Here is a 20445-nt window from a genome sequence, read left to right as displayed (position 1 = left end):
CCTCTCTAGCACTCCCACACAAGAGAGCGCGCCCCCTAAAACACCCCCCACAGAGCACCACCAGCAGAGCACTCCCACCCCTACAAAGTCTCTAGCCCATGACACCAGCCATCCGGTTAAAACAACGCCAAAGGCACAAACATGAACGACACCATCCTCAACGCCTATTCTGGGATCAAAACCCACCAATTTGGCATAGACAGCGTTTCTAACAACATCGCCAACATCAACACCGTGGGTTATCGCGCCAACAATCCCGAATTTAAGTCCCTCTTTGCTTCGCATTTGGATTCACTAGGGGGCAATACCGTTACTGCCAATGATCGCAACTACGGCGCGGCTGCTGGAGGGAACGCCATTTCTAATAAAGATGGCGAATACATGCCCAGCGATGCGGAGTTTAACATGGCTTATCAAGGGAGCGGGTGGTTTATTGTGGGTCCTAATAAAAATGGGAGCATGCAAATCAATAAAGATGGCTACCAGCAAGCCCAAGAGAATTTTTACACCCGTGATGGGAATTTTTTACGCGATGCGGAGGGCTACATTGTCAATTCGCATGGCTACTATCTCTATGGCGTGGATTTGCACAAGATCAAAAATGGGGTTTTGACCGCAGGCAATCCAGATGAAGAAACCAAGGCTTTGCACGCGGGCAAACTCACCCCCCTTTATTTGCCCCGCGATGTGCAATACCAGCCCGTGGTAACCACCAAACTCAACTTAAGTCTCAATTTAAACCCCAAAAACCATGTGCGCCCCGCTGAGGAGTATTTTTTAGATCAAAATGGGGAAGTGATACAAGATCGCTTTTTAAATCAAGATGCCAACGCCTTGGCTAATGATGATAATGAGCCACTGGATTTAGCCATGCACCGCAATTTGGAGATCATGGTAGTCAAGGGCGACATCGCACAGGACTTCACCTTTAAATACGGCACTGGGGGGATTGAAAAGAATGAATTTAGAACTTTGGGGGATTTGAAAAAACTCCTCCAGACCAAGGCGCACCTAGATTTAGGTGTCGTTAAGAGTAGCCCTAATGATGTGCAATCGCATTTGCTCTTGCAGATCAAAAACCCTAGCGACCCCACCGCCACGATCGCCATTGGGGGGCATATGGCAGAGAAATTAGGTTGGACAGCCAATGGGGCGATCTTAAAGAAGGGCGAATCGCGCGATTCGACCTCTATTCGCATCCCCTTTTACAGCACCACGGCTGAGATTTACGACAAGGCTGGGCAGAAGTATCTGTTAAAAAGCGACTTTTTTATGACAGAGATCAAAGACCCCATGAATCCTAATTCTCAAGATAAATGGGATGTAGAGAGCTCCATCATTGAAATGCGCGATAAAACCCCCATCAACAAACCCGTACGCCAAACCATCACCTTTGACAAGGCGGGTAAGATTCACGCCGATCCTATTACGCTAGACTTCAAGGGCAATCCCTTGACCTATTCTCTAGCCAAGAGTGATGACTACGAATCCAGTGATGTCAGCTATGAAGATTCTAAAATCTTCCAAATCTCTCAAGATGGCAAGCCTAAGGGGTTGTTGCAAAACATGCGCATTGATGACGATGGGATTATCCATCTTATCTTTAGTAATGGCGCGCTAGAAACAATGGGGCGTGTGGGGATCGCCGCCTTTATCAACGATCAAGGGCTTAAGAAAGTGGGGAGTAATCTCTTTGACATCCAAAACGCCACGGTGAATGGGCGCGCTGCCCCTTTGAGTGGTAACCCGATTATTGGCTGGGATCGCGATGATGGCAAACTCAAATTTGGCAAGGTGATGCACAAATACCTAGAAACCAGCAATGTCAATGCCGGGCACTCTTTGACAAATTTGATTCTCATGCAAAGAGGCTACTCTATGAACGCTAAGGCGTTCACCACGGGCGATGATTTGATCAAAGAGGCGATCAATTTGAAGAAGTAGGGAGAGATGCAATTTTTAAAGCCACATTATGCAGAATACGAATTTAAGGACATTATCGAGCGTTTGGATCAGGGCGAATATGCGATTCCGCGCTTCCAACGCGATTTTGTATGGACAAGCAAACAGGCAGCGAAATTGATTGATAGCATGCTTAAAGGTTTCCCCACCGGTGCCTTTATTTTGTGGAAAACTAAGGAGCATTTAGCCAAAAATCGCGAAATACAGGGGGTGTGTCTGCATGAGATCAAGAATAATGATTATGTCTATTATGTCCTAGATGGACAACAACGCATGAGAGCCTTAATGTTAGCCTATAAAGGACTAACCAACCAACGAGGACCGCGGACCAAAGATAACTACCGGGATATTTGTGTCCTCGCCCACCCCAACGCAGAGGGAGATTATTGTGTGGTCGCTAAGAAAAAGTTAGAGGGAGCGGTGCCTGTGTGTGATCTGATCACATTGGACCCCTACGAACTTGAGGAAAAACACGGACTCGAACGAGAGATTGTCAAACAATTTATAGCCCTTAAACTTCAGATTGAAAAATACCGCTTCCCCACCATTGAAATCACCGATGCCCCCATTGAAAACATTGTAGAAATTTTTACACGAATCAATACGGGGGGGACAAAATTAAGCGTCTCTGAAATCCTGTATGCCCGCTTTTACATGCCTCCTAATCAGGGGGATTTTGATTTAGAAGCGTGTTTTAACACCCTTTCTAGCGATTTGGACAAGCTAGATTTTAAGCTAGGTAACGCTTCGTTGGTGGTGCAATTACTCAGTTACACCTTGAAAAGAAACGAACCGGGTGATCTAAACAGTAAAATCGCTAACAACACCATCATGCGCCTTGATCCTTGTGCTGTGCGCGACCAGTGGGAAAAGATCGCCCTTTGTTTTAAAAGCGCGGTGGAGTTTTGCAAGCACAGCCTTAAAATCCCCTCCATTGATTTTTTACCCGCAGAAACTACACTTCTACCCCTTGCCTACTTTTTTTACTGCAACCAAAATAAACCCGCGAGTGCCCACCAAAAAGAACAATTGCAAAAATTCTTTTTGAGATGTTGCTTTTTTGGAACAAATGGCTATTCCTTGCTCAAGCAACTCGGGCTTGCTGAGGAGATATATAAGAAGAATGAAGATATTAAGTTTGATGAAAAACTTCCCTTCTTTAATGTCTCTGAAGAGTTTTTAATGGGCGAACCCCTCAATATCAAAAGCGGGTTACAAAAAACCATCTTTTTGGTGCTAGCCATTTTAGAACCTAAAGATTTTTATAACAATAGCCCCGTGGTGCTAGATCATCTCTTTTTAAAAAACCATACTCGAAGAAACCTCCACCACTTCTTCCCTAAAAATTACCTTAAGAAGCTAGGTTGGGCTGACAAGGCGGCGGATGTGATCGCCAATATCACCTTGATTAGTGCCGAGACCAACCAAAAAATCAAGGACAAATCTCCACAAGATTGAGCTTTATGATCAAAGCCAGACATGGAGTTTTTCTCTCTCTAAAAAAGATGAGGATAAAAGCAAACAGAGTTTAGAGCGCATGGAGGCAATCTTTAAAGCGTGTGTGCAGGGTGCATTGGAAAATGAGGGCTTAGAGTTGGATGTGATGCAATACAGAAGCTTATGCATCAGTGCTCTTTGTTACAAAGATCGCCTTGAGTTTTATATCAAGCACCCTAACGATGCCAAAGTCTACATCCAACCTGATAATCTAATCTACACCAAAAACAAGCAACACTTGCTAGATACAGGGAGTTTTAAAGACATAGACTTTAAAAGCTTCTTAAGGAAGTGCAACAATGCCCTAGAGGGACTAGAAAAACAAATCCAAAGGGAGAAAGAACACCAGGAAAAGACACAACAAGAAATCAAGGGCTTAGAAGTCTTGCTGACTAAAGATGAGCAGTATCCTAAACTAGAATACTTGCAAACTCTTAAAGAAGATCACAAAGAAATCTTAAAAGAGATTGGTAGGTGCAGTGCAGACAAGAACTACAAGAGCGCGTTTGTAGCCAAGTCCATGCAGGCAACACACACAGAAAGCACCACACCTAGCAATGCAAGGGATGCCCAAGAGAATACTAAGGAGGACTTGAAAAAGACAGATAAACAGGAGGATAAGCAGATAGAACAGAGAGGTCATACACCCTACCTTGAGGAGATCAAAGCAATGAATGCCTTTTTGATAGAAGAAGAGATGCGTTTAAGAACTGAACTAGAGACAGAAGAGCCCCTTTATGAGGCATGGATGCAAAAGGCACTAGAGCTCAAAGAAGCGTATTGGGAGCATTGGCGAGAGCACAACTCTATTGAGTTTCGCATAAACAGGGCAGAAGAAGGCACAGAGGAAATCAGTGCGCAAGAATTAGAGCATTTGAAGCAAGAATGCACACGGCTTGGACAAGAAGAGGATGAATACAAAAGAGCCTTTGAAGAGCATGTGATGTTTGCAAACCTGCTTAGCGATGAACAAAAACTCAAAGATGACTATCCACGGGGAGACTATTTGAAGGGCTTGAGAAGTGATCATGAAACCATCTTGGCAGAAATCAAACGCACCCAAACAGACCCCACCCACATCAGCACCTTCAGACCAGAACATTCTGACCATGCGAGTTGGCATGCTACTTTCTATGATTGTTCTGTTGAAGAGCGCAACAAAATAACACAAATCTCAAATCAAGCAAGACAGCGCCAGAAGGCATACAAGCAGGAAAGAAACAATCTTTTGCTAGGCTATGAACAAAACCAACTCACCCAAGCAGAAACAGAGAAATTAGCCAAATTGATGTTTGAGATCGCCCATCCTAAACTTTTTGAAACCTGCAATGCCCCTTTTAGGCGTGGAGGTGCAATGAAAGAACTTCTCAAAAATTCTAAACGCTGCATTGAGGAAGGCAAGCAGGCTTTAGACAATTTGGAAAAAGGCTTGGAGCGCTCAAGTCCAAAAAACAAGAAAGGAAAAGGCAGAAGATGAGCCAGCAATCCACTAAAAAACCCGATGTCATCATCATTGAAAGCCCCAATAAAATCAAAAAGATTGCCAGCATTACAGGAGCTAAAGTTTTAGCCACTATAGGACACTTCATGGAGCTTGAAGGGATTGAGGGAGAAAACTTTAAGCCTCAATTTGCATACAAACCTGACAAGAAACAACAGATTTATGCCATGATTGAGCAGTGCAAAGATAAGAGAGTTTATATTGCCACCGACCCAGATAGAGAAGGCTATGCCATTGGCAAGATGTTTTATGAGAAAATCAAAAATGTCGCCAAAGAGGTGTTTAGAGCCGAGTTTCACGAAATCACAGAGAGTGGGATTAACAAGGGCTTACAAAGTGCTTTGTTGTTTGAAAACACAAACTTTAACTATTACGAAAGCTTTCTAGCTAGAAGTGTGAGCGATTACTATATTGGCTACACTCTCTCTCCTTATTTAGGGGATTGTCTGCAACAAAGAAAGGGCAATAGTGCAGGCAGGGTGCAGACCCCCTGTTTGAAACTCATTGTAGATAGAGATAAAGAGATAGAGACTTTTAAAGCCTTGCCAGAAAATCAGAAGTTGAGCTATCAAATTCAGGCTAAAATCTATGATGCACACAATAGAGAAGTCATTCTGAGACATTGTGATGGTGAGGGCAAGGAAATCAAGTTTGAAAGCCAAGAACAAGCCCTCACAATACTTGAACCTCTCAAAGAGTGCAAGATGGCTTTAGTGCTAGACATAAAGCACTCTACCCTCTCAAGCCAACCTCCCAAACCCTTCATCATCTAGTCTTTTAAAGGTGGGCAACACCAACTAGGTCTAAGCACCCAACAAATCCAAGAATTAGCACAAAAACTCTTTGAAGCAGGATTGATCACTTATATCAGAACGGATGCAGAAACACTTAGCCAAGAGTTTTTAAATAAGGCAGAAAACTTTTATCAACCCCTTTATGCAAACCTCTATGAGCGCAGGAGCTACAAAGCTAAGAATAGCCAAGCAGAAGCCCACGAGGCTATCCGCATCACCCATTGCCACAAATTTGAAGGCACACAGAATGTTTTAGCCCAAGCAGGCATTACAGATAACCAAGCCCAATCTCTCTATGCTTTGATCTTCCAAAGGACATTAGAAAGTCAGGGCAAATCTGCTATCTATGCCAAGCAAGACTTGCAATTCAAAATCAAAGATGGCTTTTTTAAGTGCAGTGTGCGTTCTTTGCAAGAGGCAGACCTGAATATGTTCAGGCACACAAAACAGACACAAGATGTAGGACAAACAGAAAATGCGCAGAATGCGCACTTAGATTTAAAAGCACAAAGTGTGGTCAATCTCATCACTTTAGACATCGCTAAAATCCAAAAACACCCCAAGAGTGCCTATGTGGAAGCTAGTTTCATAGAAGTTTTAGAGAAAAATGGCATTAGCAGACCTAGCACTTATGCAAGCTATTTACCCAAACTCCTCCAAAGAGAACACATCCACATCACACCAGATAACAAACGCATTGTGAATGCTACACCAAAGGGACAAAGGGTGATTGATATTTTTGAAACAAGCCCTTATAGCTGGATTGTAGATACCCAATTCACTGCTCTAATGGAGGAGCTCTTAGATAAGATTGTCAAGCAAGTGTAGCTATGTGGAGCATATGCAAATGATTGTGGGTAAATGCCCCCAGATGCCAAGTCCAGCCTCAAGAGAGGAATATCCTATTAGAGCCCCTAAAGAAAGCCAAATCCAGTATGTCCAAGACATTTTGAGAGATTTAAAGATGGAGCTACCCCCTGAGTTTGCAAACTATGCCACAGATGATAAAATCACTAAGGCTTTCTCAGACAAATTCATTCCTAAACACAAACAAGCCAGAGAAAAGGCTAAACAAGAGGGGCATTCTCTAGGCAATAGCACTACAAACAAGCCTGCTACCGCTAAACAAATTGCTTTTGCAGAGAGTCTAGCTCAAAGACACAACATTGAGCTTCCTAAAGATTACAAAACAAACATGCAGGTGTGTAGTGGCTTCATTGAGAAGTGGAGAGGGAAATGATGAACATCAACCACAACCCCAACAAGAAAGGAAAACAATGCAACACATAGAACAAATAACAAAATTACAAGACACAGAGGGCAGTTACCCACTAAGCCCAGAGGCTTTAGCAGAGTTTTTGGCCTATGGTGTGCCCTTGCAAGAGGAAGTAGAGTCTACACAACACGCATACTAAACCTCCATTAGTAAAATCACTGCATAGTATAGCTTAACCTTAATATATTTTTCAATATCGCGTACAAAAACTCCGTTATTTAGGGCGCGGATATGAGAGTTCTCAATAGGATTAGCATTGATCCAGGGTTGTACTCTTATGGTTTTTATACTAAACTGTGGGTAATGTGTTTGCACTTTTTACTGCTATCATCACAGTCTTTTAGACCAGCAAAGGATACTTTTAAATAGCACAACCGCTACAATTTAGGTCTATACCCTCTTGTAGGTTCAGACTGGGTTGTATCTATTGTCTTTGAATTGCTAGGCGCAAGTGTAGCTTCAGGCTCTATGGCTTGTTGTAAAGCTTGTAATGCATTCTGTGTAGCTTCGAGTTTAGTCTTTGTATCCTTTAGGTCATTCTGTATAGTTTCAAGCTCGGCTTTTGTAGTTTTTAGCTCTATCTTGGCGGTTTGTAGGTCGTTTCTAAGCCTTTCATTTTCAATGCTACTATTTCTAAGAGCTTCATTATTAGCTTTTGCCTTTTCTACTTCTCGTTCATTAGTCTCTTGTTCTTGTTTCAGTTTGGTTACTTCACTTTGTAATCTCTCTTTATCGTTTTCTAAGTTGTCTATCTGTCCTTTAGCCTGATTAAGCTCTGCCCCATACTCTGCACTGCTTTTAAACTCTGTGGCAAGCTCTCTAATCCCATCTTTGACACTCTCCACAGCTTCTAAGATCACTTGACAGGCTTGGTTGTTGATAGTTTGCACTGCTTGGCTGTGCTTATTAAGGGTGTCTGCTAATTTATCTCTTATGACTTGTTCTCACCTATTTAACTCTCTGTAGTGGATTTTACCCCACTCCACATATTCATAGGTTATGGGGTCTTTAACCCCCTTGCCAAAAAGTTTTTTTACATTGTTAAAAGCTTTGAATTTGCCCGCCTTCAACTCTTCGCCAAACACCACGCATACACTCACCTGTTGAATCATCTCTTCTTGGCATTGCTGATGGATGGCTGTAATCTTTTCACCACTGGCTTGGATATGCGCCACTATACCTGTGGTAACGGGAGCTACATGCTTTCTAAATGAGATTAACAGCTTCTCTTTCAAAAGCCTTAATATGTGCTTGACTTTTTGCTTCTGTCTTTGCTGTTTTTAGCTCGGTTGTAAGGGTATCCAACTCTTGTTTGGAGTTTTCAAGTTCTTAGGTTAGGTGCTTAGATTGGTTTTCTAAAACTTGGTTTGTTTGCTGGAGCCTTGTATTTTCTTGTGCTTGTGTGTCGTTTTGTTGTCGCAATGTGTTGACATTGGCTTTGAGTGTTGCAAGCTCTTGGATGTGTTGTGTCATTTGCTCTTTAAACCAAGGCTCTCGTCTTTTTGGACATTCTCGTCCTTGAGAGTGTCTATCTCTTTTGTGTTGCTTGCAGAGTTTTGGCGTGTTCTTGCCTGAGCTCCTGCACTTGCTTGGGGCTTAGATAGCCCTTGTATTGCTCTTGCAAGGTTTGGTAACGCTCTCTAGCCTCTTGCTCTATCGTGGCGTTTCTTTAAGTCAGCAATGCTTAAGCCCTTATCTTTCAAGGCTCGTAAAGCTTTATAGTCCTCTTGTGTAAAGAGTTTGAGATCACCTAAACCCTGATTGATAACTATCATCTGCTTTCTTACACTCTCAAGCAAGGGCTTGGCTTCTTTGATAGTGAGCTTTTTGTCTTGCTTATCTTGTGGAGCAAAGATGGTAGCAAGGTCTATCAATGTGCTCTCTAGCTCTGTTTGGTTGTCTTGGAGGGCTTGGTTCTCTTGAGATAGAGTAGTGTTCTTGTGATGAAGTGCATGGATACTTGTGTCTCTTAGCTCTAAAGTTTGCTGATACTCTTGTTCTTTGGTTGCTAAAGTTTCTTGGTGTGTGCGCTCTTGTGTGGCGTTTAAATTTTTAAGTTCTGCGTTCTCTTGTGCTAAAGCATTATTAGCTTGCTTTAGCTTTGTCTTTGCTTGTTGTAGAGTGTGTAACTCTGTTTGTGTTTTCTCTATGCTTGCTTGTAGGTCTTTGATTTGTGCTTGGTAGTCTGTAACTTCTTTAGCTTGGTTGTGCTTTAGCGCAATGCGCCTTGCTTTCTCTTGCTCCATGAGCTTGGCATATGCTCTAGGCTCGATGCGTTTTCTGCCCGTGCCTTTGATGAGATTACCATTCTCATCAATATGGTCGTTCTTATACTCTCCGCGTTGCATCCCTAAAATTTGTGCTGTATCTGTTTGGATTTGCTTGAGCACTAGCGGTGTTGTTTGTCTAAACAAACTCTTGCCCGTGTTCTCATCAAGGGTTACAAACTCCAAATGGGCGTGGTGGTTAATGCATATATTGTCCGCTTCGTCTATATGCCCTTCATCTCTGTGAATAGCGATTTGATAACACTGAAATCCGTATTGGTCTTTAAAGTGTTTGGCTAGTCTCTCTAAGTCTTGCATCGTGCTGGTGTCTTTGAGATTGACCACTGCACTCCAAAGATATTTTTTAGCCCGAAACCTTTGTCCTCTGTGTTGTAAGTAGGCATCCATTGCCTTTGCAATAATGCGTTCTTTCAACACTAAAGCCTCTTGAGCTGATCTATTCACTTCTATACCTCCGCCTACTTTTAAAACCACTTCTTGGGCTAAGAGATAGTTAGGGGGGATACTCCTATCGTTATGGTTAAGTTGCACGGCATTTCTAGTAGGTTTGAAGTTAATTGAGGAAAGATTGCCCATACTTCCTCCCCTCACTCTATTTTCTTTGTTGTTCTTGCTTGCGCTTCTCAAAAAGCATCTTGCTTGCTTCAGCCTGCTTTTGTTTTAAATCCACTAGCTTACTATTAACCTTGAGCTAGGTTACTTTGCAAGACATTGCGCTCGTTTTCTACTTTTGTAATTTGTTCCTCTAGTTTGCTAATCAATTTGCCCAACTCTCTAGTGTTCTTTCCGCTCAGAGGTTTGGGTTGTGGTTTGACATTTTTGTTTTGTGAACTATGAGTGTTGCTATCACCTTGACTACTAACATTGCTTGTATGGTTATCGTTGCCTGCATTACCTGACTGAACTAACATAGATTAATCCTTTGACACAAAGTGAGTAATTATACTACAAACTCCCCCGTAGGGGGCAAATTATGCAAACAAGCTTGCGAAGTATTTTGCGTAGCAAATGCATAATCTATAATTATGCATTACCCTAAAGGGTATTGCTTGCAAGCTCGCTATGCATAATTTGTCCTACGGGATTAGATAATAAAAATAATCAAAAAGTTTATATAGAGAAAATGTGAAAGGGTTTTTAGATGAAAAAAATATTGCTATTGATAATTATTTTAATTCTATCATCAATTTTAGCTGATATGGAGTAGGAGTCCATTGGGTGAGTGGAGAAATCGTATTTACTACATCACTCTTTATAACTTCTTAAACCAATTCTCAAAATGCTTCACGCTTTTAAACACAAAAGGTTCTAAAGCTTTTCTTGGTTTGTCTATGTCTTTGACATCCACTTGGATTTGTCCGTTCTCTAGTGTAGAGATGTGTTTGATTTTGAGATAAGAGGAGATAGCATTGGTGTTCATGTAGAGATTTCTGCCAATGTATCCTGTGAAGTCATTGTTGGGTTTTGTTGCTCGTGTCCGTTTAACTTGTTGGACTTGGTGGGCTCTTGTGATACCCTGAAAGGTTTTAAAGCCATCCTCATCTGTTTTTGATTGGATTTTTGTTTCTGTGGGTTGTTGGGTTTGTGTTGCTTGTAAATTTAGGGGTTGGTAGCCAGCATTAGCGATGCTTTCTAATAAAGTTTTCTTAACATCATTGCCTTCTATTGTTTAAGAATTAAACCAAAGGACTTAAACTTTTCAGATAACTACCATAGGCTTTAGAATGATGGGATTAGTTAAGATAAGATTTTGCCTTGTGTGGGTGAGTTGGATTACCCTCACTTGCGCCCAAGAAGCCACACCTACCCAAATTGATTTCCCCGGGCATGTCAATTCTGAGTGCGTTTTAAAATTTATCTCTATGGTGGAGCATAGCTCTTTTAACTTCAAGCTGTGGGATAGCGATCACAAGGGCACTCAGTGGCTCAAAGCGCATGTGTCTTACTACATAGACACATGGGATCAAGACCATATCATGGCTAAATTATATTTCAACTGGCAACAAGACCCCAAGCACCCCAAATTTTTAGGCACAGGCACAATGGGCTGGGCAAATTATGATTTTAAAACGCATAAGTTGCACGATCTAAACGGGGTTAATCTCATCTTCCCTTTAAAATACGCCCACCAACTAGAAACATGTTTAAAATTCTGTAATACTAGCCAAACTAAAGCCTTGCAAGCGCGCTTTAAAGATCAAACTCTACAAACCTACCCCCTAAAAACCATTGGTGGCAAAGACAGGGCGTATTTTTATTCTGCCCCTAATAATCATTGTAAAATCAACAATCTCTTTTTAATCCCTAGAGATAGGGTGTATCTTTTGCAACAACAAGGCACATTTAGCTTTGTGGCTTTTAGGCGTAAAGATGGGGAGATTGTTAAGTTATGGATTAAGAGTGTAAGTGTATCGAGCACACCCTAGGGCATATGGAGAGAACTACCCCTATCTCTAAGACAGGGGGATTAGATGAAGTTGCCCAGTTCTAATTTTTATCCCTATGGAGGGCGACTAAAAGCATCTTGGGCAAGCTTTATCATTCTTTAGTCAAATCCTCATTAAACTGCAATCTAAAACGATCGCCTTGAAAATTACCTTGCTCAATCACTGCCTGCCCTGCTAAGCTCTTAAAATATTTGTTCAGTAACAGAAAATAGGCATCGTGATGCACGCCGATTAAGTTTGGTTGGTAATAGGGAAAACTTTTAGGGTTAAGCACCCATTCTGCTGCCCTTTCATAGGCTTTGAAAAGTTTTTGTGCCGCGCGGCTATGCCATAAATCAAAGCCATTTTCTGCCAGTAGTTGCCCAGCCACGCTAATGGGTGTGAGCGCAAAATGTGTGTAGGCAATGCCTTTAATGCCCTTAGTGGGTCCGCCATTATAGTTAGCTGTGTTGGAGCGCACAATCTCTTTTGCCATTACACCATTTTCATCAACGGCGTTTAAAATCCACTCTTGCCATTTATCCGCCATTTTTGCCAGCAGATTGCCATCGTGGGTAACAAGGGCACTACTCACACCCAAAAGGATAGCCCAAGCCCCGATATTATTGTCTTTATTCAAGCGGGCATAGGCTAATGTGTCTCGCGCAAAGTGCTCAAATAAAGGGCTAGGAAATTTTGTGCGCATGAAGAGATATGCCATATTCATATAGGGCATATAAAAGTTAATGAGATTTTTAGCCTCCTTAGAGCCCACCACTTTTAGGCTCTGCGCCCACTGCTCTAAAATCTCTTGCGCTCTTTGAGCGTATTCTGCTTTCCCACTTGTCAAGAATCCTAAAGCCAAATCATAGGCTAGAGTGGCGGATTTTTTAAACTCCGCACTGCATGCATCGGCTTTTCTCTCACCTGTTGGTGTGTAGTGGGGCAGGGTGTTGAGTTGCGTGCATGTGTGGATTTCTTTTTTAAGTTTTCGTTGCAAATGGATGGCATGCTCTAAATGGCTAGAGTGAAAATCTCTAAAAAAATAGGGCGTGGCTGACAGAGTGCTTAAAAAACAGAGCCCTAAGAGGATTATTTTTTTCATCGTGCGATGGTTTTAAGCAGTAAGTAGACTCTCCATCAATGCCATGCGCAAAAATACGCCCAGCTTGACTTGTTGGAGCACCAAAGAGCGCGGATCGTCTAAAAGCGCGTCTTGTATATCTACATTGCGGTGCACGGGACCGGGGTGCAGAATGGGAATGGGGCGATCTTGCAGGCGTGCGCGTGTCAAACAAAAATCCTTAGCGTAGTCTTTGAGCGATCCATAGGTTTGCAGGCTATGCCTCTCAGTTTGGGTGCGCAACCCCATCACCACATCCGCGCTTTCTAACGCCTCTGCTAAAGAATGCGTGCTAGGGTGGGAGGTGGGGGGCAAGAAGTGGGGGGGGGCGACTAAGAGAATTTTCATCCCAAAGCGGGGCAGTAACTCCATATTGCTATTAGCCACGCGCGAGTTTTTAATATCCCCCACGATGGCGATAGTTTTACCCTCTAAATCGCCCTCAAAGTGGTTATAAAGCGTGAGCAAGTCTAGCAGGGCTTGGGTGGGGTGGGAGAGCGTGCCACTCCCAGCATTGATAAAGGCGCATTTTAGATGTTTGGCAAAATAGGGCGCAGAGCTGGAGTGGTGATGGCGTGTGATGATCAAATCCACCCCCATTGCCTCAATATTATGCAAGGTGTCTAGCAGGCTCTCCCCCTTGCTAGTCGAGCTTTTTTGCACATTAAACACGCTAAAATGCGCTTGCAACCTAGAGGCAGCCACTTGGAAGCTGGCGATCGTGCGGGTGGAGTTTTCAAAGAAAAGGGCGATGATATTTTTATGGGCTAAATTAGCCGGTCTAGCCTCTTGGCGCAAAAGGGCGTTAGCGCGTCTTAGAAGCACCAAAATTTCGCTATTATTAAGGTCTTTGGTGTGGGTGAATTGGGTTAACATGCAGGGATTTATAACATGGGCAGAGTGTTTTTACACTTAGGGGTGTTGTTGCTAGGGCTCATAGGGTGCACAGACAATTTTGCGGACGCGTATAAACCAGATTTTTTAGCCGAGCAACGCACACAAGCCACGCGTAAGGGTGAGATCATTGTCAATTTACGCCCCGTTCTAAGCGCGCTGGCTACCCATCTCAATGATGTAGACCCCATAACCTACCATTCTAGAGAGTTTTTCTTTGTGGAAATCTTCGCCCAAGATTCGAATTATTTGGATAATGACGCGATTAGCTACCAACTCTATGGGATCAAGAGGGTAGAGACCCCAGCGTGGGTGCGCGAAATCTCTAAAGAAGAGTTTGACAGCGTGTTATACACCACCAACAAATACGCGCGTGGGTTTTTGCTAGCCTTTGACAAACTCGATCGCGCGTCTGAAGAGGAGGCTAAATTGCAGATGGATATTGAAGGGCTGGGCACGATCACCTTTAACTTTGCCTACAAAGTGCCCGCCCCTGCCTTTTAATGCGCTTGGATCAATATTTGATGTTGGAGGGGCTAGCCCAGAGTCGATCACAGGCTAAGGATTTGATCTTACAGGGCAAGGTGGCTAGCGGGGGGCAGGTTTTACGCAAGCCCAGTTTAGAAGTCTCCCCTTGTTTAGAAGTGCAATTACTCCAAAGGGTGTTTGTGAGCCGTGCGGGCGAAAAACTATGGCATTACCTAGCACGCCACCCTTTGGATTGTGTGGGTAAGGTGATTTTAGATGTGGGCTCAAGCAAGGGGGGGTTTGCGCAAGTCTTGCTAGAAAAGGGGGCTAAAAAGGTGGTGTGTGTAGATGTGGGGTCTAACCAGTTAGATGCACGCTTAAGAGAAGATCCGCGTGTGTGTGTGGTCGAGCAATGCGACATCCGCGCCTTTGTGCCCACAGAGAATTACGACTTACTGACCTGTGATGTGAGTTTTATTTCTTTGAGTAAAATTTTAAAAGCATTGTGCGCCTTGAGCAAGGAGGCGTTATTGCTTTTTAAACCCCAATTTGAAGTGGGGATTAAGGCTAAACGCAATAAAGCGGGTGTGGTGTGCGATGAAGAGGCAGTTAGCATGCGTTTGCAAGAGTTTTTAAGAGAGATTAGTGCCTTGGGCTGGCGTGTGTGTGCGCTGGAGACTTCACAGATCAAAGGTAAGGCCGGGAATGCAGAAATTTTTATCCATATCCAAAGATGAAACGAGTTTAAGTCTAGCCATTGGGAAATTTGATGGGGTGCACTTGGCGCACCAACGCCTATTAAACACGCTAGGAACTCATGGCGCGGTCTTGGTTGTGGAGCGTGTAAAACCACTCATGGCTTTAAGCCCCCTAGAGGAACGCGCGCGCCTGCTAGAGCGCTACGCCAAGCGCATTTACTTTTTACCCCTAGAAGACGCCCAAGGCATTAGCGCGCTCGAATTCATCGCCCTCTTGGAAACCAAATTCCCCAACTTACAAAAAATCGTGGTGGGCTATGATTTCAAATGCGCGCAGGGGCGTTCTATGGGGGTAGAGCAAATGCGCGCCCTCTTGCCTTCTAGAATCCAGCTCCAAGTTATGGAAGCCATTAAAATCAAGGGGATCGCCTTGCACTCTTACCATATTAAGGAGTGTATCCAGCGAGGCGATGTGCGCCTAGCCCACCAATTTTTAGGTCGCCCCTTTAGCTTGCAAGGGCATATCATCACCGATCAAAATCTAGGCAGTTCCCATCTCTACCCTACCCTAAATCTCAACACCCAAGCCCTGCAAACCGAATTGCTGCCCCACCCGGGGGTTTATATCACCAATGTGCCCCTTGCCAAGCAATGCACGCGCGCGGTGAGTTTTTTAGGTCATCGTTTGAGCACGGATGGCAAAATGGCGTTTGAAACCTATATTTTAGATCGCCATATCCACATCCCCCCCTCTGTGTTGCGCGTGTGTTTTTTAAAGAAAATCCGCGACAACCGCCACTTTGGCGATTTAGCCGACCTCAAAGCCCAAATTAGCCAAGACATCGCGCTAGCGCGGGAGCTAGATTAAGAGCAAGTTTGCTAACATGGGGGCATTTTTCTAAAGGTTTTTGCATGGATACTAGGCTGACAGAGCAGGATTTACCCCTCTTACAGACTTGCGCGCAAACCCTGCGCTTTTTGAGCGCGGACATGGTGCAAAGGGCTAATAGCGGACACCCCGGCGTGGCGATGGGCTTGGCGGAGGTGGGGGTAGTTTTAGGGCGGCATGTGCGCCTTAATCCCAAAAACCCGCATTGGCTCAACCGGGATCGCGTGGTGTTTAGCGGAGGGCATGCCAGCGCGTTGGTGTATGCGCTCTTGCATCTATGGGGTTTTGATCTAAGCTTAGAGGATTTAAAAGCCTTTAGACAGCTTGATTCTAAAACCCCCGGGCATTTAGAGTTTAAGCACACCCCGGGCATAGAGATCACCACCGGACCTTTAGGACAGGGTTTTGCTAACGCGGTGGGTTTTGCTCTAGCAAGCAAGATCGCCCAAAACTTACTGGACACACGGAGTATTAACCACAGGGTGTATTGTCTGTGTGGGGATGGGGATTTACAAGAGGGGGTAAGCTATGAGAGCGCGTCCTTAGCCGGGCATTTAGGGCTAGATAATTTGATTGTGATCTATGATAGCAATGCGATCACCATTGAGGGGGGCACCAACTTAGCCTTTAGCGAAGATGTGCGTGCGCGTTTCAAGGCACAAAACTGGGAGGTGCTAGAGGGCGATGGGCATGATCTCTTAGAGATGGATCGCCTCTTGATCCGTGCTAAAGCCACTACTAAGCCCACTTTAATCATTGCTAAAACCACCATTGGCAAGGGAGCGCTTGGGCTAGAGGGGAGCGCAAAAGTGCATGGCGCACCTTTAGGGGCTGAGGTGTTAGCACGCTCTAAGCAGGCTTTGGGTTTGAGCGGGGAGTTTGTGATCCCCGCGCAAGTGGCGCGCGCGCTCAATCTGCAAGAAAAGGGCAAACTCTTAGAGTCAGAGTGGCAAAGCTATATTTATAGTCAGTCCGATCTAAGCGCGCGCATCGCCCACTTACAGGCTAAGGATTTTTCTAAAGTCCAATACCCCACTTTTGAAGTGGGCAAAATGGTTGCCACGCGCGCGAGCAATGGGGCGATTTTAAACGCCTTGAGTGAAGGCTATTTAGGCTTTTTGGGAGGAAGCGCCGATCTTGCCCCCTCTAATAACACCCATTTAAAAGCCCAAGCAGATTGTCTGCCCCCCCATTTTGGGCGCAATCTACGCTTTGGGATTCGCGAGCACGCTATGGGGGCGATGAGCAATGCTCTAGCCAATTACGGCTTATTTGTGCCCTTTTGTGCGACCTTTCTTGTCTTTAGTGATTATCTAGCCCCCGCTTTGCGTCTAAGCGCGCTGATGGGCAATCAAGTTTTTTACATCTTTACCCATGATAGTATCGGGGTGGGTGAGGATGGTCCTACCCACCAGCCCATCGAGCACTTGAGCCATTTAAGAGCCTTGCCCAATTTCTATGTCTTTAGACCGATGGACGCGCATGAAAATGTGCGCTGTTGGCAGGTGGCTTTGAGTTTAAATAAGCCCTGTGCCTTTGTGCTCTCACGCCAAAATTTGCAGGTGCGTGCTAATATGCCCTTAGAGAGTGTGCAAAGGGGGGGGTATGTGGCGCATACCCACCCTAACCCCCAAATCACTCTAGTGAGTAGTGGGAGCGAGGTTAGCCCCTGCTTAGAGGCGGTGCAGATTTTAGCCAATCAAGGCGTGGGGGTGCAGGTAGTCAGCGTGCCCTGCTTTGATCTGCTTTTAGAGCAGGACAAGGCATATTTAAAAAGCTTGTTTAAAGGTAAGGTGTTAGCCGTTGAGGCAGGGCGGGGGCTGGAGTGGGGGCATTTTGCGCATGGCGTGCTGGGCATGGAGAGCTTTGGCAAATCCGCCCCCGGAGATGTGTTATTTAATCACTTTGGCTTTAGCGCGCACAATATCGCTAAGCGTGCGCTAGCTTTGTTAGAAGAGCCATGTTAGATTTAAATACCTCCCCTATTTTATATGTCTTTAGCAGTCGGCGCGCTTGCAACGCCTTTTATGCCAAACAACCCGAGGGGTTTTTGCCCACCGCTTGGAGCGTGCAAGAGTTTTATAGCCAAATCAGCTTTGTAGAGGGGTTGGTTAAAATCCCTGAGAGTGTGCGTCAAGTGCTCTTGATGGAAGCAATTAAAGAGGTGGCTAAAGAGGGCGCGCTTATAGAGGGGCTAGTCGTCTTTGAACAGAGTTTTTTGGGTTATTTAGATGGGAGCGCGTTTGTGGCGCACTTCTTCAATGAATTAGCCAAATTTGGCGTTAGCATGGATCAAATCCCCACCAAAGACATCTATGGAGACTATGAAAACCACCTAGCTGTGCTAAAGCGCATTGGGGATTGCTACCAAGCGATCTTAAAGCAGTTGGGCTATTACGATGCGATCTTGGGCGCGCGCCCTACTTTGCTAACCCCCGTGCTTGAAAAATTCGCACGCATAGAATTTTATTTAGAAGGTTTTTTGAGCGCGCAGGAACAAGAGATGCTATACCAGATCGCCAAGAGCGTGCCTTTGATCTTGCATGTGGATTGTGATCGTTACAACAAACATTTTTTGCACTTCTTGGGTTTGGACTTACAAGAGGAGTATAGCTACTCGATTGACTTGCAAGCCAAGCTCCGCCAAGAACCCTCCATTATCAAAGCCCACCCCCAAACCCCCTTGGATGTGCAGACTGTGCGGCTTTATAATTTCAATGGGCGTTTGGATCAAGTGGGGCTGGCTTTATGCAGGGTGCAAGAGTGGCTAAAAGAGGGTTTAGACCCCAGCACCCTAGCCATCATCACCCCCAGCGCGCAAATCCTTGGCGCTTTAAAACTTTTAGACTTGGGGCATAATCTCAATTTTGCGCGCGGGCAAGAAGCCAAAGAAGTCTTTACCCCCTATTTCAATGCCCTAGAGGCTTTAAAAGCTAGTTGGCAAACTCTGCCTCCCACTTGCGCCAATCCCTTACAAACCCTCCAAGAGTGCTGTTCACATCTTTTGCAAACAACACCTATCCAAGCTAAATCCAAACTGGTCGCCTTTTGCCAAGAGTTTTTTGAAACCTACGCGCGCATCGCGCCCACCTTGCGGCACTACAGCACCCTAGACCTCTTAGAACTCTTCATGCGTGCCTTGCAGGATTTGCGTGTGGATGATGTATCTGGGGGCAAGATCAAGGTGTTAGATGTCCTAGAGTGCCGGGGGCTTAGTTTTGATCGCGTGGTGATCTTGGATTTTAACGATCGCCTAGTGCCCCACATCAAAGATAGCGATCTCTTTTTAAACACCCTCACACGGCACGCCTTAGGACTACCCACCTTGCAAGATAAGCAAAACTTGCAAAAACATTACTACTACCAACTCATCAAGCACAGCACGCACACAGACATCGCCTATAGTAGCGCAAACAACGCCATTCCCTCTAAGGTGATCGCCCAATTAGGCTTGGGCGCGTGTTTAAGCGCGCTTGAGGGGGCGTTTACACTCTTTTGCAATGCGCGCCCCTTAGCGCATTTGCAAGAAAGCTACATAGAGACCTTACCCCAAGATTTGGGCTTGAGCGCTTCTAAACTTAGAGATTTTCTTGATTGCAAACGGCGTTTTTACCTCAAGTATGTCAAGCAACTCACCCCCCCACCCCAAGAGGGTGTGAATCAAGGCTCACTCTTGCACCAAGCCTTGCAAGCCTATTACAACTCGGAGGTCTATAGCCACACACACGCCCCCATCAACGCCCAAACTCTGCTGGAGAGTTTGCAGGCTTTGCCAAAGTGGGGTGCTCTGAGCGCGCTGGAGCGATTCAAAATGGAAGTGGTGGTGCGCAAACTTTCGAACTTTTTTGCGTGCGAAGAAACATTGTTGCAAGAAGCGCAAGTGGTGGCGTGCGAAGAGAAATTTGAAACCAGCTTTGCGGGCTTCGCTTTTACAGGGATTATCGATCGCCTAGATCTATGCGCTGATGGGACTTACCGCTTGCTAGATTACAAGTTTAAAAGCCAAGTCGCCCCCAAAGATCAAGACTATCAATTAGCTATTTACACTCTGGGCGCGCGCACGCTAGGTTACCCCCAAGATCGCCTACGCGTTTATTTCTACGACTTAAAAAAGGGCAGCTTAGTAGAAAAGAGCCCTGAAGAAATCGCAGGGGATTTAGACGCGTTGCAGGCATGCTTGCAAGAGTGTCAGGGAGTCATAGAGTTTAGCCAAACTCTAGATCGCAAAACTTGCCGTTTTTGCCCCTATACGGACATCTGCGGGATTTAGGAGGGCTCATCAAATTAGTGTTTGGTATTCTTTATGCGTTCCTAGCCCTCTTGATGCTAGCCACTTGCTTAGGACACAGTGGTTTGGCTGGGGCGTGGGGAGCTTATTTGGCGCGCTTGAATGTGGCGTATTTTGGTTACTTAGCCTATGGCGATGCGCTTTATCTAGGGCTTATGTGCGCCTTGGCGCGCCAAGCGAGTTTGCGCGCCTTAGAAATCTTGTTCTCCAGCCTATTGTTGTTTTTAGCCCTCTTGTTAGCCCAAGCCCTGCTATGGCACAAGGGGATCGTGGGGCGCGCGCTCCTAGAGGTGCTAGAAGCGCATATTGGTGTGGTGGGGGGGTGGCTGGTGGTGTTAGGC

At 45.0% G+C, this 20445-nt stretch carries 18 protein-coding genes and 2 pseudogenes; 13 read left to right on the top strand and 7 right to left on the bottom strand.

All coding sequences use genetic code 11. From position 1 onward, the window contains the following. Nucleotides 1-141: 141 nt before the first annotated feature. The 6 genes and pseudogenes from EAO33_RS08095 to EAO33_RS09150 all read left to right on the top strand — a co-directional run bounded on the left by EAO33_RS08095 (nt 142) and on the right by EAO33_RS09150 (nt 7169). Nucleotides 142-1944, top strand: coding sequence for a flagellar hook-basal body complex protein (locus tag EAO33_RS08095; RefSeq protein WP_120946243.1), 1803 nt, complete (start codon nt 142-144; stop codon nt 1942-1944). A 6-nt stretch (nt 1945-1950) separates the two neighbouring features. After that, a complete protein-coding gene (locus EAO33_RS08090; protein WP_120946242.1) occupies nt 1951-3420 on the top strand; it encodes a DUF262 domain-containing protein in 1470 nt (489 codons plus the stop codon). Continuing rightward, nucleotides 3374-4936, top strand: a complete 1563-nt coding sequence (locus EAO33_RS08085) for a hypothetical protein (protein ID WP_120946241.1) — start codon at nt 3374-3376, stop codon at nt 4934-4936. Before EAO33_RS08090 ends, EAO33_RS08085 begins: the two co-directional genes overlap by 47 nt. Continuing rightward, nucleotides 4933-6582, top strand: a pseudogene (locus tag EAO33_RS08080) (type IA DNA topoisomerase). Before EAO33_RS08085 ends, EAO33_RS08080 begins: the two are co-directional and overlap by 4 nt. Before the next feature lie 13 nt (nt 6583-6595). Then, nucleotides 6596-6994 carry a hypothetical protein gene (locus EAO33_RS09945; protein WP_407920478.1) on the top strand — a complete coding sequence of 133 codons (399 nt, stop codon included), beginning with the start codon at nt 6596-6598 and terminating at the stop codon, nt 6992-6994. Nucleotides 6995-7031: 37 nt separating this feature from the next. Then, a complete protein-coding gene (locus tag EAO33_RS09150) occupies nt 7032-7169 on the top strand; it encodes a hypothetical protein (RefSeq protein ID WP_162982261.1) in 138 nt (45 codons plus the stop codon). 238 nt (nt 7170-7407) lie between these two features. On the opposite strand, the gene EAO33_RS08070 is transcribed toward EAO33_RS09150, so the two are convergent. The 5 genes from EAO33_RS08070 to EAO33_RS09145 form a co-directional block, all read right to left on the bottom strand. Then, on the bottom strand, nt 7408-7890 hold the full coding sequence (locus EAO33_RS08070; RefSeq protein ID WP_120946239.1) for a hypothetical protein: 483 nt from the start codon (nt 7888-7890) through the stop codon (nt 7408-7410). Between the two features lie 84 nt (nt 7891-7974). Continuing rightward, entirely contained in the window at nt 7975-8265 is a 291-nt protein-coding gene (locus EAO33_RS08065) for a hypothetical protein (RefSeq protein WP_162982264.1), read from the bottom strand. A gap of 405 nt (nt 8266-8670) precedes the next feature. Further along, nucleotides 8671-9894, bottom strand: a complete 1224-nt coding sequence (locus EAO33_RS09605) for a hypothetical protein (protein ID WP_235853149.1) — start codon at nt 9892-9894, stop codon at nt 8671-8673. A gap of 104 nt (nt 9895-9998) precedes the next feature. Then, nucleotides 9999-10229, bottom strand: a complete 231-nt coding sequence (locus tag EAO33_RS08055) for a hypothetical protein (RefSeq protein WP_120946237.1) — start codon at nt 10227-10229, stop codon at nt 9999-10001. Nucleotides 10230-10570: 341 nt separating this feature from the next. After that, nucleotides 10571-10738 (bottom strand): hypothetical protein, encoded by a 168-nt coding sequence (locus EAO33_RS09145; protein WP_162982263.1) that lies wholly within the window; start codon nt 10736-10738, stop codon nt 10571-10573. A gap of 343 nt (nt 10739-11081) precedes the next feature. On the opposite strand from EAO33_RS09145, the gene EAO33_RS08050 reads away from it, so the two are divergent. Further along, nucleotides 11082-11744, top strand: a complete 663-nt coding sequence (locus EAO33_RS08050; protein WP_162982262.1) for a hypothetical protein — start codon at nt 11082-11084, stop codon at nt 11742-11744. Between the two features lie 112 nt (nt 11745-11856). On the opposite strand, the gene EAO33_RS08045 is transcribed toward EAO33_RS08050, so the two are convergent. Together EAO33_RS08045 and EAO33_RS08040 are read right to left on the bottom strand one after the other, a co-directional pair. Beyond that, nucleotides 11857-12849: an alginate lyase family protein gene (locus EAO33_RS08045; RefSeq protein WP_120946235.1), complete on the bottom strand. Its 993-nt coding sequence runs from the start codon at nt 12847-12849 to the stop codon at nt 11857-11859. A gap of 12 nt (nt 12850-12861) precedes the next feature. After that, complete coding sequence (locus tag EAO33_RS08040) at nt 12862-13743, bottom strand: aspartate carbamoyltransferase catalytic subunit (protein ID WP_120946234.1); 882 nt, start codon at nt 13741-13743, stop codon at nt 12862-12864. A gap of 15 nt (nt 13744-13758) precedes the next feature. On the opposite strand from EAO33_RS08040, the gene EAO33_RS08035 reads away from it, so the two are divergent. From EAO33_RS08035 to EAO33_RS08010, 6 genes and pseudogenes are all read left to right on the top strand, one after another. Beyond that, nucleotides 13759-14265, top strand: a complete 507-nt coding sequence (locus EAO33_RS08035) for a hypothetical protein (RefSeq protein ID WP_120946233.1) — start codon at nt 13759-13761, stop codon at nt 14263-14265. Continuing rightward, a complete protein-coding gene (tlyA, locus tag EAO33_RS08030; protein WP_120946232.1) occupies nt 14265-14966 on the top strand; it encodes a 23S rRNA (cytidine-2'-O)-methyltransferase TlyA in 702 nt (233 codons plus the stop codon). The genes EAO33_RS08035 and tlyA overlap by 1 nt, the downstream gene beginning before the upstream one ends. Next, entirely contained in the window at nt 14935-15795 is an 861-nt protein-coding gene (locus EAO33_RS08025; protein WP_120946231.1) for a bifunctional riboflavin kinase/FAD synthetase, read from the top strand. The genes tlyA and EAO33_RS08025 overlap by 32 nt, the downstream gene beginning before the upstream one ends. Before the next feature lie 44 nt (nt 15796-15839). Beyond that, nucleotides 15840-17783 carry a transketolase gene (gene tkt / locus EAO33_RS08020; protein ID WP_120946244.1) on the top strand — a complete coding sequence of 648 codons (1944 nt, stop codon included), beginning with the start codon at nt 15840-15842 and terminating at the stop codon, nt 17781-17783. Continuing rightward, nucleotides 17777-20086: a PD-(D/E)XK nuclease family protein gene (locus EAO33_RS08015; RefSeq protein ID WP_120946230.1), complete on the top strand. Its 2310-nt coding sequence runs from the start codon at nt 17777-17779 to the stop codon at nt 20084-20086. The genes tkt and EAO33_RS08015 overlap by 7 nt, the downstream gene beginning before the upstream one ends. A gap of 17 nt (nt 20087-20103) precedes the next feature. Next, a pseudogene (locus tag EAO33_RS08010) lies at nt 20104-20445 on the top strand (DNA translocase FtsK); the annotation flags it as partial.

This window comes from Helicobacter labacensis (assembly GCF_003660285.1).
Classification (GTDB): domain Bacteria; phylum Campylobacterota; class Campylobacteria; order Campylobacterales; family Helicobacteraceae; genus Helicobacter; species Helicobacter labacensis.
The sequence above is the reverse complement of the archived record's forward strand: the minus strand, read 5'-3'. Positions and strand labels throughout refer to the sequence as shown.